Raw genomic sequence first — 26,108 nt, 5'->3', positions numbered from 1 at the left:
TAATCTCAGTCCCGACCGAGGTCGGCTTCAGCGCCACCACCCGTTCAAGGTTGATCCACAACGTGTCATCGTTGGTGCAAGTGCACCTAACCCAATCTGCCATACTAACTCCATGCTTTGCGCTAAGCATATAAAAGGTGAGTGCCGGATGCCATCGGAGCGGCAGCTAAATTCAAACTGAAACACCACCCATTGTCGAACTAGCTTGGGGGCGAGTGCGCGGTTACGACGCGCCAGCGACATTGAGCCAAGAACACGATGCGCTTCGCCGACGACAGCGGTGATTCAGGTCGGGGAGCCATCGGGGATGGTATCAGATCCCCGCGTCGGCGCACTCTAAGTCGCGAACCTGCCCAAGCGCGCGAAACTGCACCAGTTCAGCCCTTAGCGCCGGCCGTTTCCCGGCAGAACGTGGTGCTGCAAAAACTGCTGCAAACCGGATCAGTGGCAGTGTCGCAAGTGACTGTTTTTAAAAAGAAAAGCTAGCAGGGGGCAGTCTCCCTCCGTCTCCGCCGTTGCAACCAGTTGCAATAGCGTCGGCTGTAGCGGCGATCCTGCTTGTCCACGCAGCATCCACCCGAGCGCGCCGTCTGGAGATCGTGAACTTCGTTGATGATGACCGTCTCTCCGACCTGTCACGTCCTGCTCGACGTTGGAGAGGCGGTCACACGGGGAAGGTTGTCCCATGCCTGCCCTGCCGGTGTTACGAGCGACCGCCGGCTGCGCCCGGTCCCCGTGGGAACCTCGCCAAGATCAAACCCGGAGTCGGCTCACGCGAGCGACGAGCGCTGCGCGTGCGGTATCGAGCGCGATGGGGTTGGTCTTGGACGAACAGAGATGGGCAGGCTTCCGGTTGAGGAAAAAGGCGATCCGCTCGGCGTTGCTTCCGCTGGGGTGAGGCAGTCCCTCCAGTATCCGCGCGCCGTCGATGCGACCGAGCTTGGCGAGGTGCTGGAGCGCGGACGTCACGCGGGGGCCGAGGGGAACGAGAACGGCGTTTCGGAGGAGCGCGAGCTCCGTGCCGGTGTAAGCCTCGAGCCATTGTCGCATCGGCGGCGTCCGCACCATGTCCGGCTGTCCGGACCAGTTCTCGCCGTCCACGAACGCCGGGTAGCGTAAGGCCGACGTGAAATGCGCCAAGTCGGATCGTTCCTCCCAGAGCGTGGACGTCGAGCGAAGGCCCAAAAGACCGTTCACGCCGATGTGATCGAGCATGGCGACGAGATTGGCCCTCATAGGTCCGGAGAAGCTCGCGACGGCTTTGGCGCAGCGGAGGGCGTCCTCTGCCGTGAGGCCGCGCTGGAGCGCCTCCGTGGCCGATTTGAGGGCGTTCGACGCCTGTAGCTTGCCGGGCGTCAAGCCGACGATCGCGATGCGGGCATCACGGTTGATGTGCTCGAACGGAGCGTAGACCAGATCGATTTGGCGGTCACCTACGACCGCACCGTCGATCTTTAGAGAGGGCTGGACGTGAGGATCGGCCAAACCGGAGGGCGACAGGCACGCCATAGCGTCTGCGTAGAACGAGAACAGGTTAGGTGTCATGTTGCTTCCGGGTCAAAGAGAGGAGAGTTCGGAACGGGCCACCCGCCGCCAGCGCGTGGCGGTAACGGTCCCGAAGTTGCCGACGCGGTTCGGCCTTCTCCAGCGAGCGACCTTCATCCTCGACAGAGCGGCGAGGGCGTCGTCATAGTCGTCGAAGGTCTCCTGCCGACCCGTCGCACCGATGGTATATCGCTTTTCGCCAGAGGGACCGCGCCCGCAGGACGAAGGCCCGAACACGGACCCATCGGACGCCTCCGGCACGAAGGCAAACTCGTCAAACTCGTCTTTCTCCGGCTCCATGTCCGAGGTCTGCGTCGCGACGTGTGCGCCCCCCTCCTCTGCGGCGAGATACTCCCGCCAGATAGAGACGCTGAACTCGTGATCGTCCAGCCAGCGCTGGGTCGAGGCGGACGACAGCAGCCCGTCTTCTTCCAGCGAGGGTGAACGCTCCGACTTGGCGTAGATCGCGTTCTGAAGGCGCTTGGTGGCGACCCGGCTAAGTGCCGCGAGTTCATGGACGGTCAGCCTGTCACCCCGGTCGAGCTTGAGGCGCGCTCGTGCTGCGAGGATCGTCCGCGCGATCGTCTCGAACCCCCACGTCCGCGCCTTCGGCCCGAACAGCCCCATAAAGCGCTCCAGAAGGTCGATGGTGCCCTCAACGTAGCTCGGCACGTCTCGCGTCGCGTCTGCCATCTGCGGGAACCGCTCTCCCTCGCGCGAGGGGTCCCACGATGCCAAGATGCCGAAGTAGGCGAAGGCGTGGAGGTCTTGGGCGCGCCGCGCGGCGACGGGAAAGGAGGTGTCGCCGACGATGTTCTTGTCGCAGAACCGCTCCCGCCAGTCCGTCGAAGTGTCGAGGCGGACCTCGATGACATCTGGCTCGCTGGAGGCGGAAGTGGCCTCCTCGATCGCGGCCATGACGAGTGCTGCCCGATCGGGTCCGAACCCGGCCTCGATCATGTCGGCGACAGATGCGAGCGAGCGAACGAAAGTGTCACTCTCCTCCTCCGTGAACGTCTCCATGAAAAGCGACAGCCGTCGCTCGAACTCTACCTTTACATCAATCATGCGGGCACTCCAGGAATCGGTGTTGCCCGTCTACTTCACCTAATCGAACCTGTCAATGCGCGGGCAACAGGGAAATCTGCACTGCCCGTTCGAGAAAGATCTGGCCCACACTCGTGCTTGCCTGCGACACGATCTTGTGACACAAGCGCCCGTCACACACGAGCTAAGTGCTTGTTTTCATAGCGAGTCGGTCGGCTTGGGAGAAAACCCCGGCGGACCCACCAGCGATCCTGATCTTCTTGTCCGCGATCCAAGCGGCCGCGGCTCCAACAACGATTTCGTGCGTTATCAGAGGCCAGTGGGTTGTTCATGCCCATTCGGTTGCGCGTCTTTTCGTCAGTCTAAAAAGGAATTCCGGTCCATGTCGGACTTCATCGAGCCCGGAGTGTCGCGACGCGGCGTCTTGGCCGGCAGCGTGGCCTCGGTCGCCATCGCCAACGCCCCCTCAGGTGCGAATGCTCAGACGCCGCCACGCGCCTCTGAGCCACCCGCCATGCCCGTCAACCTCACGGTGAACGGAAAGAAGCATGCGCTGCGCGTGGACACTCGGACGACCTTGCTCGACACGCTGCGCGAGCATCTGCGCCTCACCGGCACGAAAAAGGGCTGCGATCACGGTCAATGCGGTGCCTGCACCGTGTTGGTGAACGGCCAGCGGATCAACTCCTGCCTCAGCCTTGCCGTGATGCACGAGGGTGACGAAGTCACGACAATCGAGGGGCTCGGCACGCCGGAGAAGCTGCATCCGATGCAGGCCGCCTTCGTCAAGCACGACGGGTATCAGTGCGGCTATTGCACGCCTGGCCAGATCTGCTCTGCGGTGGCGGTGCTGGACGAGATCAAGGCCGGTCAGCCAAGCCATGTGCAGGCCGACGTATCGGCAAAGCCAGCCTTTACGGCTGCGGAAATGCGCGAACGGATGAGCGGCAACATATGCCGTTGCGGCGCCTATTCGAACATTGCCGATGCGATGGCCGACGTTGCGGGGGTGAAGGCATGAAGGCGTTCACCTATGAGCGCGCCAGCGATCCCGCTGCCGCCGCGCGCAGCGTCGCAAGCAAGCCGGGCGCGAAGTTCATCGCCGGCGGCACCAACCTCCTGGACCTGATGAAGATCGAGGTGGAAACGCCGACCCACCTCGTCGACGTGCAGGATCTCGACCTCGACAAGATCGAGAAGACGTCCGACGGCGGGCTGCGCATCGGCGCGCTGGTCAGCAACACCGCGCTTGCCGCGGATCAGCGCATCCGCCGCGATTACGCCGTGCTCACCCGCGCCATCGTCGCCGGCGCCAGCGGCCAGCTGCGTAACAAGGCGTCGACCGGCGGCAACCTGCTTCAGCGCACCCGCTGCCCCTATTTCTACGACACCAACATGCCGTGCAACAAGCGCAAGCCCGGCACCGGCTGCGCAGCGATCGGCGGCTATTCGCGCCAGCTCGCGGTGATCGGCGTCTCGGACAAGTGCATCGCGACGTTCCCGGGTGACATGCCAGTCGCGCTTCGCGTGCTCGATGCGGTTGTCGAAACGGTAAAGCCCGATGGGCAGCGTCGCTCGATCCCAATCGCCGATTTCCACCGCCTGTGGGGCGACAAGCCCGAGCAGGACACGGTGCTGGAACCCGGCGAGCTCATCACCCACGTCACGCTGCCGCGCCCGCTAGGCGGCCAGCATTTCTACGAAAAGGTGCGCGATCGCGCGTCCTACGCCTTTGCGCTCGTCTCGGTCGCAGCCGTTATCCAGCCGGATGGTACCGGCCGCGTTGCCTTTGGTGGAATGGCGCCCAAGCCGTGGCGCGTCGCGGAAGCCGAAGCCTTGCTGCCGCAAGGCGCCGCCGCTGTCACCGCCCGCGCGTTCCAGGGCGCAACGCCGACGAAGGACAACGCCTTCAAGCTGCCGCTCGCCACCCGCGCGCTGGCGTCCGTCATCGCCCAAGCCAAGGCCTAACGCTCATGAAGTTCGAAACCGCCGCGGGCACCAATCCCATCGACCAGATGAAGGTCGTCGGCCGTGCCCATGATCGCATCGACGGTCCGCTGAAGACGAGCGGGCTAGCCCCTTACGCCTATGAGCAGCACGACATCCCCAATGTCGCTTACGGCCACATCGTCGGCTCCAGCGTCGCCAAGGGTCGCATTTCCAGCATCGACACCGCCGCGGCGAAGGCAGCGCCCGGCGTGATCGCCGTGGTCACCGCCGCGGATGCGGGAAAGCTCGGCAAGGGCAAGAACAACACGGCAAAGCTGCTCGCGGGCCCCGATGTCGATCACTACCATCAGGCCGTCGCCGTGGTGGTCGCCGAAACCTTCGAGCAGGCGCGCGCCGCCGCTGCGCTGGTCCGTGTCGATTATGCCCGCGGCAAGGGCCGCTTCGACCTGACCGAGGCGTTGAAGACCGCGCCGCTGGTCGGCGGCTCGGGCGGGCCGAACAGCGGCGAGCAGGCCGTTGATCGCGTCGGCAAGTTCGAGGAGGCATTCGCCGCCGCGCCGGTAAAGCTCGACGCCGAATATCATACCCCCGATCACACCCACGCCATGATGGAGCCGCACGCCTCCATCGCCTCATGGACCGGCGATGAGCTGACCCTCTGGACCTCGAACCAGATGATCGCCTGGAGCAAGCGCGACGTCGCGCTGACACTCAACATGCCAGAGGAAAAGGTGCGCCTGATCTCGCCCTACATCGGTGGCGGCTTCGGTGGTAAGCTGTTCGTCCGCGCCGACGCGATCATGGCCGCGCTTGGTGCGAAAGCGGCCAAACGACCAGTGAAGATTGCGCTTCCACGGCCGTTCATCGCCAACAACACCACGCATCGCCCCGCCACGCACCAGCGCATCCGCCTTGGCGCAAAGAAGGACGGCACCATCACCGCCATCGCGCACGAAAGCGGCTCAGGCGATCTGCCCGACGGCGGACCCGAAACGGCGGTGTCGCAGACCAAGCTCCTCTACGCCGGCGAAAACCGCATGATGGCCATGCGCCTTGCGGTGCTCGACCTGCCAGAGGGGAATGCCATGCGCGCGCCGGGCGAAGCGCCGGGCATGATGGCGCTCGAAATCGCCATGGACGAAATGGCCGAGAAACTCGGCATGGATCCGGTCGCGTTCCGCATCAAGAACGATACGCAGGTCGACCCCGAGAAGCCGGAACGGAAATTCTCGCAGCGCCAGCTCGTCCGCTGCCTGCGGGAGGGTGCCGATCGCTTTGGCTGGAACCAGCGCAATGCCAAGCCGATGCAGGTGCGTGACGGCCCCTGGATGGTTGGCATGGGCGTCGCCTCGGCCTTCCGGAATCACATCAACACCAAATCCGCCGCGCGCGTGCGGCTCGGCCGCGACGGCACGGTGACGGTTGAAACCGACATGACCGACATCGGCACCGGCACCTACACGATCATCGCCCAGACCGCCGGCGAGATGATGGGTGTGCCGGCCGAAGCGGTAACGGTGAAGCTTGGCGATTCATCCTTTCCCGCCGCGGCTGGCTCGGGCGGCCAATGGGGCGCGGCCAACTCCACCGCCGGTGTCTATGCCGCCTGTGTGAAGCTGCGAGACCAGGTGGCACAACGGCTTGGCTTCAACTCGGCGGACGCCGTGTTCGAAAGCGGACAGGTAAAGAGTGGCAATCGCACCGCGTCGCTGAAAGAAGCCGCTGCCGCCGGCGAGCTGACCGCCGAGGATCACATCGAGTTCGGCAAGCTTGGCGACGAATGGCAGCTTTCCACCTTTGGCGCGCATTTCGTCGAGGTGGGTGTCCATGCCTATACCGGCGTGTCACGCATCCGGCGCATGCTGGCGGTGTGCGCCGCCGGCCGCATCTTGAACCCGAAATCGGCACGCAGCCAGGTGATCGGCGCCATGACGATGGGCGTCGGCTCCGCACTGATGGAGGAACTCGCGGTAGACAGGCGCTTCGGCTTCTTCGTCAATCATGATCTCGCCAGCTACGAAGTGCCCGTCCACGCAGACATTCCGCATCAGGAAGTCGTCTTCCTCGACGAGGCAGACGATAAAGCCAATCCGATGAAGGCAAAGGGCGTCGGTGAGCTCGGCCTGTGCGGCGTCGGCGCGGCGGTGGCCAATGCGATCTACAACGCCACGGGCGTACGCATTCGGGATTACCCGATCACGCTGGACAAATATCTCGATCGTCTACCCGAGGTCGCCTGATCGTGACGGCGCTGCCGGGTCAAGGCCGGGCAGCGCCGGACATCTTCTACCGTCGTTCCAACGCCCGACGAACGACGGACAACATCCGCTCAACGATGATGTTCACGCCGCGCGCATTCGGATGGCGACCATCGTCCTGAAAAAGCGCCTGGTTCCCTGCCACGCCTTCAAGGAAGAAGGGATACAACGGGACGCCATGGCGCTTCGCCAGCCGCGGATAGATGCCCTCGAAATTGCGACGATACGCCGCCCCCATGTTCGGCGCGGCGCGCATCCCGACGAATAGCACCGGGATCTCGCGCCGCTCCAGTTCGCGCAGGATCAGGTCGAGGTTCTTCTCCGTCGCGCTCGGCGGCAGGCCACGCAGCATGTCGTTTGCGCCCAGCTCGACCAGCACCAGATCGGGCTTGCGCCCCAGCCCGCGCAGCCCCCAGGCAAGCCGCGCCTGCCCCTGTGCCGACGTGTCGCCGGCTATCCCGCCGTTGCGGACGGTCGCCTTAACGCCAGCGCGCCGTAGCGCCGCCTGCAACCGCACCGGAAAGCCCTGTGATGGCGGCAGGCCATAGCCAGCGGTCAGGCTGTCGCCCAACGCCCAGATCAAAGGTGCCGTGTTGCCTGCTCGGGCCTGCGCCCGGGCCGGCAGGGAACACAGGAGCACGGCGGCAAGCAGCAGTTGGACAGCGACCCCGATCACCCTGTATCCGCGCCTGTGTGACAGCATCTGCTTCTCCTTCGCCCGTCCCTGCGCCTGCTCGCGGCGATAGCATCGTCATCGAGGCACGCAATCTGGCGCTCGCCCTGGGCCGACCACCTGCCCGCACTCAGATCCTGCATGGGATCGATCTCGCGGTGCAAGCAGGCGACAGCGTCGCGTTGCTCGGGCCATCCGGCTCAGGCAAGTCATCGTTGATGGCGCTGCTTTCCGGCATGGAGCGCCCGACCGGCGGCAGCGTGCACGTCGCCGGGCTCGATTTCGATCGGCTAAATGAAGATCAGCTGGCGGTCGCGCGGCGCGGTCGCATTGGCATCATCCTGCAAGCCTTTCACCTGCTGCCGACCATGACGGCGCTGGAAAATGTCGCGGTGCCGCTTGAACTGGCCGGTCGGCCCGATGCCTTCGCTACCGCGCAAACCGAACTGGAGGCGGTCGGGCTCGGCCATCGCCTCACCCATTATCCCGCGCAACTTTCCGGCGGCGAGCAACAGCGCGTCGCTATCGCCCGGGCGCTCGCACCGCGACCGCCGATCCTGTTCGCCGATGAGCCGACCGGCAATCTCGATGGCACCACCGGCACTGCGATCATGGATCTGCTGTTCGATCGCCACGCCCAAACCGGCGCGACGCTGTTCGTCATTACGCACGATCCCAAACTTGCCGCACGCTGCCGCCGCGTCATCTCCCTCGCTGATGGTGCGATCGTTCAGGACAGCGGCGCCGCATGAACAAAGCATGGCGGCTGGCGCTTCGTGACCTGCGCGCGGGCGGACGCGGTCTGTGGCTGCTGCTCGTCTGCCTGTTTCTCGGCACGGCCGCGCTCGCCGGGATCGGCAGCCTGTCTGCCTCTATCACCGCCGCGCTGGACGCACAAAGCCGGCAGTTGCTCGGCGGCGACCTTGAGCTCCGCGTATCGCAACGGCGCGCGACCGTGGAGGAAAACGCCGCGTTCGCCTCTTACGGACGGACATCGGAGACGGTGTCGGTCAACACGATGGCGCAAACGCGCGACGGCGGCGCGTCCACGCTGATCAACCTGCGCGCAGCTGACGCTCGCTGGCCGCTGATCGGCCGACTGGAGCTACAGCCCGGAGCCCTTGCGCCACGGCCAACAGGACGCAACATCGCCATTGCCCCGGCTTTGGCCGAGCGGCTGAATGTCGCGATCGGCAACCAGATCCGCGTCGGCGCCGCCACCATGCGCATCATCGGCATCATCGCCAACGAGCCGGACGCACTCGGCTTCAGCTTCGGCCCTACCGCGCTCATCGACCTCGACGGCCTGGACGCTACCCAGGTGATCCAGCCCGGCAGCCTGTACCAAAGCCGCACCCGCATTCTGCTACGGCCAGGGCTGAACGCCGAACAGGTCGGCGAGGCGCTCACCCGTCGATACCCCAGCGCCGGCTGGAGTGCGCGGACGCCAAGCGACGCCGCCGGCAATGTGAAGCGCAGCATCGATCAGCTCGGCCAGTTCCTCCTGCTCGTCGGCCTGGCCGCGCTGGCGATCGCCGGAATCGGAATCGGCAGCGGCGTCAGCGCCTATCTTGATCGCAAAGGCGCCATGATCGCCACGCTCAAGGTGCTGGGTGCGCAATCCGGCACGATTGCGGCCGTGTTCCTGATCCAGATCGGGTTGGTCGCCGCCATCGGCATCACGGCAGGTCTCGCTGTCGGCGCTGCCGTGCCATGGATCGTCGGCATCCTCGCCGGCAGTGCGCTGCCCGTGCCGCCGCAGCTTGCGCTTTACCCCGCACCGCTGCTGACGGCGGCGGGCCTCAGCCTGTTGGTTGCACTCCTTTTCTCGCTGCCCGCGCTCGCCCGCGCGCGCGCCATTCCCGCCGCCAGCCTGCTGCGCGACAGGGTTGCCGCCGCCCGTCGCCCGGCACCTTCGGTGATCCTCGGCATGGCGCTCCTGCTCGCCGCGCTGGTCGCACTGACGGTGCTGACAGCCAGCGATCGCTTGATTGCCCTGGGGTTTGTAGGCGCAACGGCAGCGCTGATCCTTTTGCTTTGGCTGCTTGGCGGTGGTCTCCGCTGGCTGCTGGCGCGACTGCCCCGCCCCCGCCGCCCGCTGCTGCGCCTCGCGCTCGCCAATCTTCACCGCCCCGGCGCGCAGACCGATCGGCTGGTGGTAGCGCTCGGGCTCGGCTTTTCCCTCTTCGTCGCCTTGGCGGCGATCGATACCAGCCTGTCCAACGAACTGGCCAGCACCGTGCCCGCGAAAGCGCCGCGCTTCTTCGCCATCGACGTGCAGCCCGCCGATGCGGCTACCTTTCGCAACGCCGTGCACGGCGCCGCTCCCACCGCCGCGATAGAGGCCGTACCCTCGCTGCGTGGGTCCATCGTGGCGCTGAACGGTCGCCGCGTCGCCGACATGAAGGCGCTTCCGGAGGGCGCCTGGATCTTGCGCGGCGATCGTACCATCACCTGGTCAGCAACGGTGCCGCCCCGCAACACGGTGGTCGCCGGCAAATGGTGGCCTGCCGATTACAACGGGCCGCCGCTGATCTCGCTTGAGGATCGCGCCGCCGAGCTCCTCGGCTTGAAGGTGGGCGATACCGTCACCGTCGCGGTACTAGGCGTCGAGGTGCCTGCGCGCATCGCGGCGCTGCGCAAGGTCGACTGGCAGGGCATGGGGCTGAACTTCGCGCTCATCTTCTCGCCCGGCTATATTCAGGAAGCGCCACACAGCCTGCTCGCCAGCGTCTATGCGCCGCCCGCGCGTGATGGCGCGATCGCCGCGGGCGTTGCCGCGGCGCTGCCTTCGGTCACCATGCTGCGCACCGGCGACCTCATCGGGCAGGTGAGCGAGCTGCTCGGTCGCATCGCACTGGCCATCCGCGCGGCCGCCGCGGTCACCGTCGCCGCCGGCATCGTGGTGCTGATCGGGGCAATCACCGCATCGGGCCAGGCACGCCGCTACGACACGATCATCCTGAAGCTGCTGGGCGGCAGCCGACGTCAGCTGCTGGCAGGTCAGGCCATCGAATACGGCCTCCTCGCCCTGCTGCTCGGCGCGATCGCGCTGGCGCTCGGCCTAGGCGCAGGCTGGTATGTCGTCACCGGCGTCCTGGAGCTGCGATGGGCACCCGGTCCGCTGGCGATCGCCGGAACGCTGGCGATCCTTATCGTCACCACGATCGCGATCGGCGTCGCGAGCAGCCTGCCGGCCCTGCGCGCAACGCCGGCACAGGGGCTACGCAGCAACTGACCCTTTCGCCCTCAGCGGAACTGCCGCGTCAGCCCGATCGTCACCGTGCGCGGTCGCGCAACATAGGTCTGGCCGACCCCGAAATCGCTGGAGCTGATGCGGCTCGGCGCCAGCGCGTCGAAGACGTTGTCGATCCCCAGCCGCGCGCTCCATCGCGCGCGCTGGTACAGGAGATAGCCGTCCACCAGCATGCGCGCCGGCGTGCGCTCATGATAGCGGTTCTGCAGGCTGAAGGTCGAATGCGTGGCGCCGTTCCCGCTCAGCGCCCCGCCCAGCACCCATCGCGCGGTATCGTGCGGTGCATCGACCGACCAGTCCCACAGCACTGCATAGGTCACGCGGGGCACATTGGGCAGATGATCGCCGCGCCGCCCCACGCCCTCGCTGGTGCCCAGCAACGTATCCGCCGCCAGTCGCGCATCGACATACGCTGCGGTGGCCGACGCCCGCAGGCGCGATCCCTTCCACGCCACTCGTGCCTCGCCGCCGGTAATCGCCACACTGGTAAGGTTGGTGTTGTAGACAAAGGCGCCGTTCGGACTGGTGGTGGCGAAGATCGTGTTGCGCCAGTCGATCCGGTAGGCGGAGGCTTCCACCGTCAACCCATCGAGCGACGGTGATTTCGCGCCAATCTCGTAACTCCACAGATGGTCCGCGCGGTACGGGCGCTCGTCGCTGCGCAACGCCGGAGTGATGTTCACCCCGCCGGGGCGAAACCCCTCGGCCACGATCGCATACAGCGTCGGCTTGCCTTCGGCAGACCAGGTAAGCTCCAGCTTCCCGTTCGCCCCTTTCTCGGTGGTGCGCGATGCCCCGCTGGTGATCGCGCCGGTGCCGGTGATGATGTTGGGCACCGGCGTCGTCCCGCTCGCTGCCCGACGATAGCGGTACAGGCGGCCGCCGACGGTGATGGTCAGATGAGGAATGATCCGCTGCCGCCATTCGGCAAACAGCGCCTGCTGATCGAATACCGTCTCGATCAGCCGCCGTCCGGTCAGGTCGAGCGGCTGGATCGTCAATCCCGTGACCGCATCGGCCCGCACGGCGTTGCTCGCCACATCGTCGATGCGATGTTCCAGAAAGGCGCCAGCCGTCCAGCCATCAGACGTCGTATCCGCGCTGTGGAAGCGCAGTTCCCCGCTCGTTCCCGTGACATGCATCGGCTGGTACAAGGCGGCGGGCAACCGTGTTCCGAGCCAGCCTTGGTAGCGGGCACGCTGTTCGTCATCGCACCCAGCCTCGCCAAGGAAAGCGCTATAGCGGGCGCAAGCCGCGGTGCTGCCGCCCTGCCCGGCCAGCACGCGGGTGAAATCCAGCTGCTTCATGATCTGCCAATCGTAATGCGAGGCGGTGGCGACCATCCGAACGGGTCCTGGTGACCAGTGCACCGATGCGGTGAGCAAGCGCAGGCGTTCCTTATTGGGCAGGCGCACCGGCGCGCGCGTGGCGAGGCGCCCCGCTGCCGCGGTCGCCACGCCCGTATCACCGATGCGATTGCGCTGGCTCAGCCAGGTCGCCTCCACGTCGACGCTCTCGATCGGCCGCCAGGTCGCCAGCACACGCTCGCTACGGCGGGTGACGTCGTCGGTGTTCGCGAGCCCCAAGGCCATATTGTCGATGACGCCGCCGGTCCGCCGCCGGCCTATCACCGCGCGGATCGCCAGCGTCTCGGGCACCAGCGGCAGGTTGGCCACCGCGCTCACCGCGGCACTGGGCGCGCCATGCGCCGTGACGCCGGCCTCTGCCGCCACCATGCCATCGAGTTGGGTGACATCCGCCCGTCGGAAGATCGTCCGCAACGTGCCCCCCATCGAACCCGCGCCGTACAGCGTGCCTTGCGGGCCACGCAGCAACTCGATGCGATCGACATCGATCAGGTCGACGTCCGGCGACACCGCGCCAGGGTCGAAGCCGGTCCCGGATGGCGCACTCACCGGGGCTTCACCGAAATAGGTCGCCACCGTGCTCTCGCCGGTGCCCGTCACGCCGCGCACCGACAGTCTTTGCTGCAGCGGCCCGGTGTTGATCGGGTTCAGCGCCGGCGCCAGCCGCGTAAGCCCGCGCAGGTCATAGGCGCGGCGCTCGGCCAGCATCGAACCGGACAGCACCGTCAGGCTCATGCCCGTGCGCCGCAGCAGCGTCGGCCGTCGCATCGCGGTCACCACGATGTCACTGTCGGGCGCCGGCGCAGCGGCGGTGTGCTCCTGCTCCAACACGATCACCCCCGCTTCCACCGCGCGCGCGCGCAGCCCCGTGCCGCGGAGCGCCAGCGCCAGCGCCTGCATCACCGGCAGGTCGCGCGCGACCGCAGGGCTGAACCTGCCCGAAACCAGTGCGGCATCGAACACCAATTGCACACCCGCGGCTGCCGCGATGTCGTGCAGCACACGATCCAGCGATCCCGCCGCGATACGGGGCCGGACGCGCGCGCCCTGTGCCGCGGCGATCGCCGGCTGAACCACCGTCGCCGCGATCACCAGCGCGACACACCGCAAAACTTGCCTGTTGCTTCGCTCGGCCACCCGCCTTCCCCGCAGCGATGATGCCGTCAATTGCGGCATCGCACAACACGCACATCCGCGAGAAATCACGCAAACCCTGCTTGACGAGGTCGCCTGAAGATGATCGACTGCCGGCCGTGCCCTCAGCAAGAAGGGCGGCGGGAGATGGAGAAACTCCAATCCGCACCGGGGGGTCGGTCGCAGTTGCTCAAGGTGAAACCACGCAGCACGTCGGATCATCTGCCTGACGTCCAGGTCACGCAGCTGCTGCCCACCATTCGCCGCTACATTGCGCGCCGCGTCGCTGCTGCCGATGTCGATGATCTCGTCCAGGACGTCGTGTTGCGCCTTCACACCCGCAGCCGCGACACCGCCATCGACAATCCCGCTGCCTATCTCTTCCAGGTCGCGCACAGCGTGCTTACCGATCACGCCCGGCGCAATCAGGTGCGCCACCGTTCCGCGCACCAGACGCTGGAAAATGAGCACCACCCGGTTGAGGTATGCTCGCCCGAGCGCGTCTTGCAGGGGAAGGAGGATCTCGCACGGCTCGTCGCCGCCATCGGTGAACTGCCCGACCGCACCAGACAGGCGTTCGTGCTTCACCGATTCGAGGAGATGAGCTACGCGGCGATCGCACGTCACATGGGCATATCGGTCAGTGCAGTCGAAAAGCATATCATGAGGGCCATTCGCATCCTGGCTGCGGCGATCGGCTGATGACCGACAAGCCGAAAGGAAAGGCCGCCGACGCGGCGGCCGCCTGGTATGCGCGCAGCCACGCGCCCATGATGTCGGCGGAGGAGCGCGCCGCGCTCGACGCGTGGATCAAGGATGATGCCGCCGCCGATCAGGCATGGGCCCAGGTCGGCAAGCTGGATGCACTGCTCGGCGAGGTGGCAAACGACCCGTCGATCAGCGCGCTGCGCGAGACGGCGATAAAGCCGGCCCGTCCACCGGCCGCGCGACGCTGGGTGATCGGCGGCGCGCTTGCTGCTGCGTTGGTCGCGGCGGTCGGGCTGCCGCTGGCATCCACCCTGATCACCGAAGCGCCAAGCGACGCTCCAGCGCCGCGGCAATCCTATGCCGCGACAAACCAGGCGAAATCGATCCCGCTGGCGGATGGCTCCACCATGCTGCTGGACGCGCGTTCGGCCGCGACTGTCTCGATCGGCCCCGTTCGTGCGGTCGCCCTCGATCGCGGGCGGGCGCTGTTCACCGTCGCCAAGGACAAGGCGCATCCCTTTGTCGTAACGGCCAACGGCAACAGCGTGACCGCGCTGGGTACGCAATTCTCGGTCGAGCAGGCCGGCGACAAGACGATCGTTGCCCTGCTCGAAGGTTCGGTGCACGTCGCGACGCATACGGGCACGCGCACACTGCAGCCCGGCCAAAGCCTTCGAGCCGACGCAGCGACGCTGTCCGTTGCCGCCGACGCCGCGAAGGTCGCCGGCTGGCGCGACGGCCGGCTCGATTTCAGCGCGGTGCCGCTTGGCAATGTCGTGACGGCGCTTAACCGCTACGGCACGACACGGATCGTGATCGCAGACCCGGTCCTCGCCCGGCAGGCGTACAGCGGATCCTTCACCACAGATGGCGGCGGTAATGCCTTGGTCGCCGCGCTGGTCGCCACCGGCGCCGCCCGCGTGAAGTCGCGGAAAAACGGCACGATCACGCTCTCGCGCTAGCGCAACACGCGGGGCGACCCGCCCCAAACCCTGCCGCGCGTCTTCTCACCCTCAAAAAAGCGCGCCGCGCAGCCAGAAGGCCGCACGGCACGCTCTTTACGTCCCGCTTATTCCACCACGCCGTTGCGGTAATCCAGCGGCGGCTCACGATCGCCCAGCAGCGCTTCGTAGCGGAAGTCGGCGCCGCGCCGCTCGGCAAACTCCTTTTTCGCCGCCTCGATCGTCGCCGGGTTGCAGAACAGGTCAGCCGCCGCCAACGCCAGCGTCTTGGTCGCCAGCACCGCGCCCTTCACGCCGATGGTAGAGCCCGCCGCCGCGACGTTCTGCCAGCTATGCCCCGCCGAGCCTGGCACGAAGGTTGCCGTCGACAAGCCGACCGTCGGCGTGTTCCAGCTCACATCGGCAACGTCGGTCGATCCGCCGAGCGCATCATCCACCAGCACGGCCGGCTGGATCTGCCCCACCGTCTCGACCGGCGGCGGATTCACCAGCGTCTCCTGGATCTTCTTGCCAAAGGCGATCTCTTCCGGCGTCCAGCTGATCGCACCGGCCGTATGCAGGCTGGCGTCCATCACCTTCATCAGCGCGGCATTGGGCAGCAGCGAATAGACGCCGCCGGTTACTTCCCAGTCCACCTTGGTCTGCGTGCCCATCGCCGCACCCTGCGCCGCCTGCGTCACCCAGGCCCAGGTGTCCTTGACGATCTTCGGATCGACATGGCGAACGTAATAATAGACCTCCGCCTCGTCGGGCACCACGTTGGGCGCCTTGCCACCGTTGGTGATCACATAATGAATGCGCGTGCGGTCGGGGATGTGCTCGCGCAGCATGTTCACCATCGCATCCATCGCCTCGACCCCGTCGAGCGCCGAGCGACCCTTGTCCGGTCCGCCGGCGGCGTGCGCGGATTTGCCATGGAAGCGGAACTTGCCCGAAATGTTCGCCATCGACGGCCCCTGCGCCGCCGAATTGCTGTTGCCAGGGTGCCAGTGCAGCACCGTGTCGACATCGTTGAACAGCCCGGCGCGCACCATATAGACCTTGCCCGAGCCGCCTTCCTCCGCCGGCGTGCCATAAACGCGGATCTCGCCGCCGACTTTGTTCTTCACCATCCAGTCCTTCACCGCGATCGCGGCATAGGTGCTGGCGGTGCCGAAAAGATTATGGCCGCAGCCATGCCCCGCGGGGCCGCCCGCGCTCGCCTTGGTTGGCTGGGCAAGCTGCGACAGGCCCGGCAGCGCATCATATTCCGCCAGCACGCCGATCACTGGCCCGGCACCATTCTTGAAGCTCGCGACGAAGGCGGTCGGCTCGCCCGCCACGCCGGCCTTGATGGTGAAGCCTGCCGTCTTGAGCCTGGATTGCAGCAAGGCGGTGCTCTGCGTCTCCTTGTAGCCGACCTCGGCATATTTCCAGATCGTCAGGGCCGTATCGCTGATCGGCTTTTCGTTCGCGGTCACGTTGCTCAGGATCTGCTGGCTGTCCGCGGCCGGCAGCTGCTGCGCCAGCGCCGGGCTGGCGACGGCGGCCAGCAAGGCCGCGATGGTCATGGATCGTGTCTTCACGTCGTTACTCCCCAATACCCGCTCAGAACTTCTTGGTGGCGCCGATAAAGAAATAGCGGCCGATCACATCATAGTTCTGCGGATCGTAATTGCCCTCGATATCGCCCACCTGCGGCGGCTTGCGATTGAACAGGTTGGTCGCACCCATGCGGAATTGCGTGTTGTCGTCCACGTCGAAACGCGCATTCAGATCGAAGACGTTGTACGTGTCGACCCCGCGTGTCGTGCTGGTTGGCGTCACCACCTTGGCGGAATTGATCATGCTGTCGATATAGCGCCAGCGAAGCCCGATGCTCGCCTGCCCGAGCGAATAGGTGAGCGAGGTGATCGCCTTCCATTCCGGATGCGCCGTGCCCGCGCTGCTCTCTACGCCGATGCCGATCGAGCCGGCATAATCATAGGTCGCCGCGCCCGGCAGTGCCTGGATCTCGAACTTGTCGAGATAGCTCACCGCCGTGTTGAGCGCGATCGTCCCCGCATCGCCGCCGATCCCCAGCGAATCCAGCCCGAAGCGCCAATCGAACTGGATGTCGACGCCCTGCACATTGTATGTGCCGAGGTTCAGCAGCGGCTGCACCGGATTGAGCGGCACGCCCGACGCACCGTTGCGGGTGATCAGCGAGCAATAATAATTGTTCGCCGCATAGGTCGGATTGTTCCCGCCCGAGTTGAAGCAGAACTGGAACGCCTGCGCGATCGACAGCGGCCCCACCGCATCGGTGATCTTGATCTTATAGAAATCCACCGACAGCGACATGTTGCGCATGATGCCGCCGAACGGCGACTGCAGCACCGCACCGGCCGAATAGGTGTCGGCGGTCTCTTCCTGCAAATCCGGGTTGCCGCCGGTCAGTGCGAAAACCTGCGCGGTGCCCAGCTGGTAGCTGTCGATGATCGAGGTCGGCACGCCTTGCGCCAGGCACAGCGCGCGGACCTGCGTGCCGTTGCCGCCCTGCCGATAGGACGAGCGCACGTCGCATGGATCGCCGTTGGTGGTCGTCGGCGTCGCCGTGCCGATGCCGACCGACCCGGTGGAGACCGGCGCGAAGAGCTCGCCGACGCTCGGTGCGCGGATCGCGCGGTTGTAGCCACCGCGCAGCCGCAGCGGATCGAACACCTGCCAGTTCGCATCAACCTTATAGGCATGAACCCCGCCGACCGAATTATAGTCGGAATAACGGTAGCCCAGGTTCACCTCCAACTGCTTGATAAGCGGAAGGTCGTTGAGCAGCGGCACCAGCATCTCACCATAGATTTCCTTGGTGTCGACCGATCCGCCGGCGGGTCGCAGCACGCTGTAGCCCAGAACGTCGCTGGTTCCGTCGGCCTGGTTCAGTGCGCTGTCGGGATTGAAGCCATAGCTGTTGTACCGATAGTCCGCACCCAGCGCGAGGCGCACCTCGCCGGCCGGCAGCGTGAACAGCGCGCCCTGAACGTTGCCCTCCACCGTGCGCTGCTTCAGCTCGTTGGTGTTCAGCGTCCGGCGCGAGATATAGTCGATGCAATCCTGCGACGGCGTCAGGTTGCCAAACGGGTTGAACCCGCCCGAACAGAAATTCGTGCCCCCAGTCGGCGAATACAGCAGGTTGCGCAGCGCGCTCGCGCTGGCGCCGCCGGTCTGCTCGTTCGCGAACTTCGCTTGGCTGGTCGAGCCGTAGACATCCCAGGTCCAGTCCCCCAGCCCCAGCTTGCCCGACAGGCCCGCCGTGATCTGCCACACCTCGTAATCGTAGCTCTGGTAGCGCGGCCCAAGGATGTTGAACGCCTTGTAGAAGGTGAAATCGCCCGCCGGGTTCGGCCGTGAGGCGAGGATCGAGCTGAACGAGCCCGGGATGAACGGGTTCGTCACCGGCACGCTAAGGCCATAGACGTTGGAGGCCAGCGTCGGGTTGGTGATACCGAGCGAAGTGTAGCTGGTGTAGGTCGCCTGGATGAACGCCTTCACCTCATCGCTGACGTCGTAATCGACTTTGCCGAAGATCGACCAGCGATCGAGATCGGATTGCAGCGAGCCGCCATTGTAGCCGAAGTTGATCTGCTGCGAATTTGCGCCTGAGTTGACGATATAGGCCTCGTCACTTTGCGGGTCGCGGAAGTTCAGCACTGGCACGCCGGCGGTGGAGAACAACGTCTGATCGGTGTTGAACCCGATCTGCCCGGTGTAGCGCCCCGCCGCATTGCCGGTCAGCGGACGCGTGCCATATTGCCCCACGAATACGTTGTTGACCGATGCCAGCGTCGGCAGATTGGCGCCGAACAGCACCGTGCCTTGCGGAATGGTCGCCAGCCCCGGCGTGGAGGAGCGGAAGACGTAATAGTCGCGCTTGCCCTGCAGCGCGCGATCACGCTTGGTGTAGTCCACAGAGAGCACCGCGCTGCCGCGATCGTCGGCGAATGACGATCCCATGGTGGCGGTGATGCGATAGCTGTTGCCGTCGCCATAATCGCTGACGCCCGTCTGCCCCGCAATCTCAAGCCCGCTGAACCGCCGCTTCAGCCGGAAGTTGACCACGCCGGCGGTCGCATCCGAACCATAAGTGGTCGACGCACCGCCGGTGATCACCTCGATATTCTCGATCAGCGCTTCGGGAATGATGTTGAGGTCGACCGAGCCGTCGGGGTTGGACGGCTGGATACGCCGCCCGTCGAGCAGCAGCAGCGTCCGCTTCGATCCCAGGCCACGCAGAGAGGCATAGGCCTGCCCGCCGTTCAGCCCGGTCGAGGTGCTGCCGGTATTGCCAGCCCCGAACGATCCGGCGAACTGCGGCAATTGCGTCAGCGTGCTTTCCACCGTCACGCGCCCGGTATTTTCGATTGCCGCGCTGCCAACCGAAACGATCGGCGAATTGGCGACATAATCCGGCCGCGCGATGCGGCTGCCGGTAACGACGATGTCCTCGGACGGCGGCGGCGGCGCGGCGGGGTTCTGCGCCTCGGCAATCGCCTCGGCCGCGGCTGCTGGCGGGTTTTCCTCGGTCGGCACGGAAACCTGAGCGGCGGCCTGCGCGGCGATCAGCGCAATGCTGGCGGTGCCGACGGACAAGAACGTGCGAAGCACGAAACGCTGGTGCATGGCGTGTCTATTCCCTTGAAAGGCCGCCTCGTGTCGGGCGGCTCAAGGGTGAAGACGCGATGGCTTATGTCTCCCTCACCTCGCCGTTGAAATAAAAGTTGCGCAAGGCCCCACGTGCAAGATCAATTCGGTCGAAAGACATACACTTAAAGATACATTATACTATTTCGTTGGTCAGGCTTGCTTTGACATAAGCCTAGACGTTTGCCCGCAAACGGATGCAGTCGGCGAGGCAGACGCTTGGAAGAGCGCCGCCCCGCCGCTTGCTCTTATTGCGCCGACGTGCTCGCCGGCCCGTAGAGGATGCCGTTGAACAGCAGCTTGAACGAGGCATAGGGCTGCGCCCGCTGCGTCACCTCCGGACCCATAGCGAACAGCTTGCCCTGCCCCAGATCGACCGAGGCGACCGCCACCGTGCCGTTCAGCTTCTCCTGCCCCACGGCCCAGCCGCTCCGCAGCGGCGTGGCGCTGTCATACGTCACCACCGGCGTCAGCCCGGCGGTCGGAACGAACGACTGGCTCTCGTCGAAGAACAGGTCGACCTTGGGGGCCATGCCGTAGGCTAGCGGCTTGGTCGGATCGACCTTCGCCGCCAGGATCGAGCCGGGGATGTAGAATTGCTTGTGGTCGAGCGCCGTCACCGTCCCGTCCGGCTTCTTGGTGACGAGTGCCGGCTGAACCGCCGGCGACAACATGCTGGCCAGCGCATTGGCGCTGCCCACGGTGATCACCGTGCCGCCCGCCTTGGCAAAGGCATCGATCGCCGGCACCGACTTGTCCTTGCTCACCTCGCCCAGCCAGGCGCGATAATCCGCCGGAATGTCGGCCGGCTTGGGCATCGAATTGCGATAGCCGCCCGGATAGGCGCCGCCACGCTCCACCGGCACGGTGCCGTCGGCAAAGAGCAATACGTCGTAGTTCGCCTTGAGGTTTCCGGCGTCGAGCGTCTGCGGATAGACCACCTCGAACGGGAATTCATATTGCTCCAGCAGCCAGCGGGTCCACCCGGCCGGCATCACCCCGCCGTAACGGTCCACCAGACCCACCCGCACCGGCTTCAGCGCCGTCTTGGCGCCCGCCGGCGCGCGCGACACGCGATAGGCATCGACGCCGAGCGGCGCCGATTGCGCGATGATCGCGGCCGCCTGCGGCGTCGCCGGGATCCACAGAGCGCCCGGTGCAAAGGTCACGCCGCCTGCCTTGGTCGTCTCGTTCAGCCAAGAAACCGGCACGCCGGCCTTCAGCAGCCGGTTGGTCAGGATGAAGCTGTTGTTCGTCTCGTGCCCAACGACATAGCCGGCAGTGCCGGAGCCGAGCACGCGGCCCGGTGGCGGTGCGAGCTGATCCGCCGTCACGCGGGTGAACGCGCCATCGAACCCGTCAAGGATCCGGTCGAACTGCACGCCCATCTGATACGCCAGCGTATAGCCGGTGATGTCGTACGGCGCCTTGGGCGGGCCGCCGGGATATTCCAGATCGTGCGGGTGGTCCTGCGGCTCGAACATGTCGAGCACGTGCGGGCGATAGGCTTGCGCGGTCTTCACCACATAGCTCCCCGCCGGATAGCGCTTGCCCCCGGCGGTGAACGGCGCGCTCGCCTGCTCGACATCGACGCCCGTCTTCAGCAGCGCGTTGAGGAACGCGATCGTCGTCGGCATGTCGCGCTGCATCGGCGGTAGGACGTAACCGCGCGGGTCACGCTTTGCCGGGTCGTTCAGCACGCTCTTGTAGAGGCCGCTGTCGATCGGCGGCGGCCCGCGGAAATACACCTCGCCGCCTTCGGCCGTCTTGCCCTTGGCCGCATCCTTTGCCGCCTCGACGTCGTTCGGCGTGATCGTCCAGCTGTCGCGCTTGCCGCGCGCGATCGCCTGATCGCCCATCCGCCAGATGTTCATCAGCAGCCGTTCGCGGTTGCGAGCCGCATAATCCATCACTGCACGATCGAGCGAGTTCTGATATTCCAGACTGTCCTTCAGGTGCCATTCCTGCGGCGCGATCGGCAGCGGCTCGTCGTTGCGTGCGAGTTGGTAATCCGGGATCAGCGGGATCTTCTCGGGCGTCGGTCCGCCGATGATCTCGGTCAGCAACCCGATCGAATTGTGGAAGTAGGCGACCGATCGCACCATGCCGTTGTGCCAGGTCGAATAGGGCGCGGCGGAGCGCATGCCCGATCCGCCCTTCTGCTCGGAGACGAGCCGGCTGTGCATCGACGCGCCGACCTCCTGCAGCTCGGTCATCACGATCGGATTGTAGTTATAGTTGAAGGGGTCGCGGAACGGCGGAACGAAGACCACCATGCCCGCCGGCCCGGTCTGGTGCTGGTTGAAGATGATCTGTGGATACCATTCGCGAAACAGGACGCGGTTGACCGCGGTCGTCTCGGGCATCTGCGACATGAAGCTGTCGCGGTTGTTATCGTGCCCGACATACTTCTGGTACAGCCGCGGAATCGTGCGGAACTCGCGATCCTTCGGGTCCTTGTTGCGCATGTACCAATCGGCGACGAGTTGCAGCCCGTCGGGATTGTCGTGACCGAACAGCACGATCGTCTCGTCCAGGATGCGCTTCGTCTCGGCGTCCTCCCCGGTCAGCATCCGATACAGCACATGGATCTGGCTTTGCGTCGTCACCGTCTCGGTTGCGTGCAGGCCGGCATCGATCCACACGATCGCGCGCCCCTCGGCGGCAAGCGTCTTGGCCTCCGCCTCGCTCACGCCCTCCGCCTTGGCGAGCCGCCGTGCGATTTCCTGATAACGGTCCAGCTTGGCGAGGTTCGCCGGCGAGGAAACCACCGCCGTCCACATCGTGCGTCCTTCGGCGCTCTTGCCGATGTCGATCAGCTTCATCCGATCGGACTGCGCAGCAAGCGTCTTCAGATACTTTTCGTACGCATCGTAATTGGCGAGGTAATAATCGCTGCCCGGCTCGGTCGGAAAAGCCTCTGCGGGCGAGGGCAGCGATCCTGCCTTCGGGGTGATCGGATCGGCCAGCGCCGGCATCGCGAGCGCCAGTGCCGCGACGCTGCAGAATAATCCCAGTCGGCTCATCATACCCCCCGTTTTATTTGTCCTTGGCCACATGACGCATTGTCGCGGCCGAACCACACCCGATGTTCTCCGATTTTATTACGTCGGCACAATATCAAAGGCCACCGTCAGCCTGGGCTCGTCACCGGTGAACAGCTCGGTGCCGTGCCAAAGGTAGGATGGGAACAGCGCCAGCATGCCCGGCGCGGGCTGCAGCCGGCGGAACGGCGCCAGCCGCGGCGTGGTCGCGATTCCCGGCCGCCCGAACGCCAGCCACCCCTCCGGCTCGCGCCCCACCGCCTGTGGCAAGGAGACGTAAAAGGCAGACGATAGCCAGCCCTGCGGGTGCACATGGTCGGTGTGAAAACCACCCGGATACAAGCGGATCGACCAAGCACCGGCAAAGCGCCACCCCCCGCCGATCCGCCGCCGCACCGGATCGTCGCCGCTGCCGAGCGCCACGATATGGGCATCGATCAGCACCGGCAGCGTCGCAAACAGCGCCCGAATCACCGGCGTTTCCACTCGCGTCAGGTCAACCTGCGTCTGGCTGCCATGCCGCACCGACTGGCCAAGCGGATGGGATCGCCACCCATGCAGCGCCGTCAGCGCCTCCGCCAGCTCTTCAAGGAACGCCTCACGGCTTTCCCAGCCCGCCGGCACCGGCAACATGCGGCGCGATATCAGTGCCTTATCCTCGCAAAGCGCAGCATGGCGCGGATCGCCGACCAAGCGCCACGCAGTCGCCATCAGAGCAATTGCCGCCTGATCGTCGGGCGCCGCCGCCACTACCCGCTCCGCCAGTTGCGCCGCTTCGACCAGGCGCCCTGCATGCAGCAGCGCCTCCACCGCCGCGCGCCCGGCGTCGATCGAACCCGGCGCGAGGCGCAGCGCGGCGGTCGCATGCGCCAGCTGCGCCACCACGTCCCCGCCCCGCTCGGCCTGTGCTGCCGCCGTCAGCCGCAACGCGAGATCGCCCGGCGCCCGCCGCAGCGCCTTTTCGATCACCGCTCGCGCTTCCGCAGGATTGCCCACGCTGGTGAGAACGGTGGCGCGGACCAGCGCCAGTTCGGCTGTATCCGGCGCAGTGTTCAGCGATCGCAGGGCGTCACTCGGCTCCCCGCTGCGCATCCAGCGCAGCTGCGCCAGATCGCGATGCGCGACGGCATAATCGGCGCGCCTGCGGATCGCCTCCTCGAACGCAGCCTCCGCCGCCGTGACCTCACCCAGCGCCTGCAACGATCGCGCGTGCACCAGCCACGTCTCCGGCGCGTCGCCGCCCTTGCCGAACGCCCGCTTCGTCGCGGCGAGCGCGCCGGCATGGTCGCCAAGGTCGCCCAGCGTCGCCGCCAGATTATGTTCGGCAACCGCGCTGGTCGGCCGCGCCCGCGCGGCCGCGGCATAGGCATCCGCCGCGCCCGCCAGATCACCCGATGCCTTCAGCGCGGCAGCGCGCGCCCCCCAATCCTGCCCGGTCTGCTGGCTCATCGCGCGAACTATCCCGACATGGTCCAGTTGTGGCAACCCACCGCGCGCGCAATCAGCGGTTGACGATCAATCCGCAACCGAGCCGGCGCCCCCCGCCCACGCCTTTGTCGCGGCTTGCAGCACCGACATCGGCATCGGCCCGCTCGCCAGCACCAGATCGTGATAGTCGCGCACGTCGAAGCGGTCGCCCATCGCCTTTCGCGCATCCTCGCGCGCGGCATGGATCGCGTTGGCACCAACCTTGAAGCTACACGCCTGCCCCGGATACACGGCGTAGCGCGTCACCTCGCGATCGGTCGCCTCCGGATGCTCCCCGGCATTCTCCACCATCCAGGTGACGGCTTGTTGCTTGGTCCAGCGGTGGTGGTGCAGGCCGGTATCCACCACGATCCGCGCCGCGCGGAACAGCTCGGACTGAAGATAGCCGATCCGCCCGAACGGATCGCCCTCGAAGAAGCCGATCTCATCCGCCACCTGCTGCGCATACAGCGCCCAGCCTTCGGTGTAGGAGGAAAAGCGCACCATTCGCCGGAACAGCGGCAGCGCCGGCGCGCGGCGCAGCATGCTCGCCTGAAAATGGTGCCCCGGAATGCCCTCGTGATGCGTCAACGTCGGCAGGCGCCACAGCACATGCTCATCGGGCCGGTGGAGATTGATCGAGTACACGCCCGGCTGCCCCGGCGCTCCCTCGGAATAAAAGGCGCCCGGCGCCCCCGCCTCCACCGCCGGCGGAATGCGCCGCACGATGATCGGATCGATCGCCGGATTGTTGAACGCCGCCGGCAACAGCCCCGTCGTCTTCTTGAGATAGGCATCGGCGAGCCCGAGCAGCTTGGTGCGGCCCGCATCGTCATTCGACACGATGAAACGCGGATCGGCATCAAGCGCCTGCATCCGCGCGATCGCGCTGCCCTTAGTCAGTCCCTGCGCCCTTAGCAGCGCGTCGATCTCCGCCGTCAGCGCGCGGCACTGCTCCAGCCCGATGCGATGCAGCTCTGCGGGCGACGTATCGACGGTCGTGTTCGCGCGCACCGCCGCCGCATAATACGCGTCGCCGTCGGGCAGCTTCCACACGCCGGCACGCGCATCGGTGCGGGGCAGCAGCGCCTCCAGCGTCTCGGCCTGGCGCGTCAGCGCCGGCTGGACGCGATTGCGAAAGATGCCGAGCGCCTGCGCCTGCACATCGCTTAAACCCTTGTCCCGCGCCCGCTTCAGCGCCGGCGCGATCAGCGCCGATTGCAGCGGATCGCCATCGCGCAACCCCTTGATCTGGACCACCGTACGCTGGATCACGAAATCGGGCGGGATCACGCCTAGGCCAGCGTCGTGGCGCACGCGATCCGTTTCCTGATCGATCGCCGTCGCAAACGCCGCAAGCCGCAGCAGCCATGCCTCCACATCCGCACGCGTCTCGATCGGATGACGGCTGCCGATGAAGTCCGGCAGCCAGTAATAAGCGCCATTCATCTGGCTGACGACATAAGGGCTCGGCCGCAAATTGCCGTCGACATAGCCATAGCGGCCGAGCAGATCGTCCAGCGTGTCATAAACGAACCGCGCCACCGCATGATCCAGCGCGCTGCGCGATGACAACTGATGCACGTCGATCGCGCCAAGCTGCGCCAACGCCGCCTTGATCGCCTTCTGATCGGCCGCCCGCGCTGCCAGGGAGCGATCGTCCAGCTTCGCACGCAAGCCAGCATTCGCGCCCACGTCGAAATCAGCGCCGGTCGCCTCCTCCGGCGATCGCCTCAGATATGCCTCGCTATGCCGCTGCAGCAGCGCCGCAAGCGCCGCATCCGCGCTTCTCACCTGCGCCCAGGCCGGCACGCCCGTGCCCAGCGCCAGCCCCGCAGCGGTTCCTTCAAGAAAGCGACGACGATCGATCACGCAACACATCCACTTCTTGCTTCGTCAGGTTCAGCCTTGAGCCGGCCAGCAGGCGCACGCAATCGCGATATTGCTCCTGCCAGATCGCTCCGCCTTTCGGCGAGGATGCCGAGTGTCGGTCACTGGCGCAGTTGTGACAACGACATCGAAAAACGATGTTCGTTGC

General features: G+C 66.0%; 16 protein-coding genes. 7 read left to right on the top strand and 9 right to left on the bottom strand.

From position 1 onward, the window contains the following. Positions 1-753: 753 nt before the first annotated feature. Positions 754-1,545, bottom strand: a complete 792-nt coding sequence (locus SPDO_RS02625) for a hypothetical protein (RefSeq protein WP_088365863.1) — start codon at positions 1,543-1,545, stop codon at positions 754-756. 12 nt (positions 1,546-1,557) lie between these two features. After that, the gene (locus tag SPDO_RS17005) at positions 1,558-2,613 is read right to left on the bottom strand and encodes a hypothetical protein (protein WP_211279979.1); all 1,056 of its coding nucleotides are present in this window, start codon (positions 2,611-2,613) and stop codon (positions 1,558-1,560) included. A 361-nt stretch (positions 2,614-2,974) separates the two neighbouring features. On the opposite strand from SPDO_RS17005, the gene paoA reads away from it, so the two are divergent. From paoA to paoC, 3 genes are read left to right on the top strand one after another with little or no spacing between them, the layout of a single operon-like run. Then, positions 2,975-3,613, top strand: a complete 639-nt coding sequence (paoA, locus tag SPDO_RS02615; RefSeq protein WP_088365862.1) for an aldehyde dehydrogenase iron-sulfur subunit PaoA — start codon at positions 2,975-2,977, stop codon at positions 3,611-3,613. Then, positions 3,610-4,560, top strand: a complete 951-nt coding sequence (locus SPDO_RS02610; RefSeq protein ID WP_088365861.1) for an FAD binding domain-containing protein — start codon at positions 3,610-3,612, stop codon at positions 4,558-4,560. The genes paoA and SPDO_RS02610 overlap by 4 nt, the downstream gene beginning before the upstream one ends. A gap of 5 nt (positions 4,561-4,565) precedes the next feature. Next, on the top strand, positions 4,566-6,782 hold the full coding sequence (paoC, locus tag SPDO_RS02605) for an aldehyde oxidoreductase molybdenum-binding subunit PaoC (protein ID WP_088365860.1): 2,217 nt from the start codon (positions 4,566-4,568) through the stop codon (positions 6,780-6,782). Between the two features lie 46 nt (positions 6,783-6,828). On the opposite strand, the gene SPDO_RS02600 is transcribed toward paoC, so the two are convergent. After that, the gene (locus SPDO_RS02600; protein WP_088365859.1) at positions 6,829-7,503 is read right to left on the bottom strand and encodes an arylesterase; all 675 of its coding nucleotides are present in this window, start codon (positions 7,501-7,503) and stop codon (positions 6,829-6,831) included. On the opposite strand from SPDO_RS02600, the gene SPDO_RS02595 reads away from it, so the two are divergent. Both SPDO_RS02595 and SPDO_RS02590 read left to right on the top strand, forming a co-directional pair. Continuing rightward, a complete protein-coding gene (locus SPDO_RS02595; protein ID WP_088366340.1) occupies positions 7,494-8,225 on the top strand; it encodes an ABC transporter ATP-binding protein in 732 nt (243 codons plus the stop codon). The two genes, SPDO_RS02600 and SPDO_RS02595, sit on opposite strands and share 10 nt — an antisense overlap. Continuing rightward, positions 8,222-10,711 (top strand): ABC transporter permease, encoded by a 2,490-nt coding sequence (locus SPDO_RS02590; RefSeq protein WP_088365858.1) that lies wholly within the window; start codon positions 8,222-8,224, stop codon positions 10,709-10,711. Before SPDO_RS02595 ends, SPDO_RS02590 begins: the two co-directional genes overlap by 4 nt. Positions 10,712-10,722: 11 nt before the next feature. On the opposite strand, the gene SPDO_RS02585 is transcribed toward SPDO_RS02590, so the two are convergent. Then, entirely contained in the window at positions 10,723-13,206 is a 2,484-nt protein-coding gene (locus SPDO_RS02585) for a TonB-dependent receptor (RefSeq protein ID WP_158212133.1), read from the bottom strand. 126 nt (positions 13,207-13,332) lie between these two features. On the opposite strand from SPDO_RS02585, the gene SPDO_RS02580 reads away from it, so the two are divergent. Continuing rightward, a complete protein-coding gene (locus tag SPDO_RS02580) occupies positions 13,333-13,932 on the top strand; it encodes an RNA polymerase sigma factor (RefSeq protein WP_245829020.1) in 600 nt (199 codons plus the stop codon). Further along, entirely contained in the window at positions 13,932-14,900 is a 969-nt protein-coding gene (locus tag SPDO_RS02575) for a FecR family protein (protein WP_088365855.1), read from the top strand. Before SPDO_RS02580 ends, SPDO_RS02575 begins: the two co-directional genes overlap by 1 nt. A gap of 107 nt (positions 14,901-15,007) precedes the next feature. On the opposite strand, the gene SPDO_RS02570 is transcribed toward SPDO_RS02575, so the two are convergent. From SPDO_RS02570 to SPDO_RS02550, 5 genes are all read right to left on the bottom strand, one after another. Continuing rightward, positions 15,008-16,450, bottom strand: coding sequence for an amidohydrolase (locus SPDO_RS02570; protein ID WP_088365854.1), 1,443 nt, complete (start codon positions 16,448-16,450; stop codon positions 15,008-15,010). 37 nt (positions 16,451-16,487) lie between these two features. Continuing rightward, a complete protein-coding gene (locus SPDO_RS02565; RefSeq protein WP_088365853.1) occupies positions 16,488-19,538 on the bottom strand; it encodes a TonB-dependent receptor domain-containing protein in 3,051 nt (1,016 codons plus the stop codon). A 269-nt stretch (positions 19,539-19,807) separates the two neighbouring features. Beyond that, complete coding sequence (locus SPDO_RS02560) at positions 19,808-22,588, bottom strand: M14 family metallopeptidase (RefSeq protein ID WP_245829017.1); 2,781 nt, start codon at positions 22,586-22,588, stop codon at positions 19,808-19,810. A 75-nt stretch (positions 22,589-22,663) separates the two neighbouring features. After that, the gene (locus tag SPDO_RS02555) at positions 22,664-24,052 is read right to left on the bottom strand and encodes a putative 2OG-Fe(II) oxygenase (RefSeq protein WP_088365851.1); all 1,389 of its coding nucleotides are present in this window, start codon (positions 24,050-24,052) and stop codon (positions 22,664-22,666) included. 66 nt (positions 24,053-24,118) lie between these two features. Next, the gene (locus SPDO_RS02550; protein ID WP_245829015.1) at positions 24,119-25,942 is read right to left on the bottom strand and encodes a DUF885 domain-containing protein; all 1,824 of its coding nucleotides are present in this window, start codon (positions 25,940-25,942) and stop codon (positions 24,119-24,121) included. Positions 25,943-26,108 lie beyond the last annotated feature (166 nt).

The organism is Sphingomonas dokdonensis (genome assembly GCF_002197685.1).
GTDB classification, from domain to species: Bacteria; Pseudomonadota; Alphaproteobacteria; order Sphingomonadales; family Sphingomonadaceae; genus Sphingomonas; species Sphingomonas dokdonensis.
The sequence above is the reverse complement of the archived record's forward strand: the minus strand, read 5'-3'. Positions and strand labels throughout refer to the sequence as shown.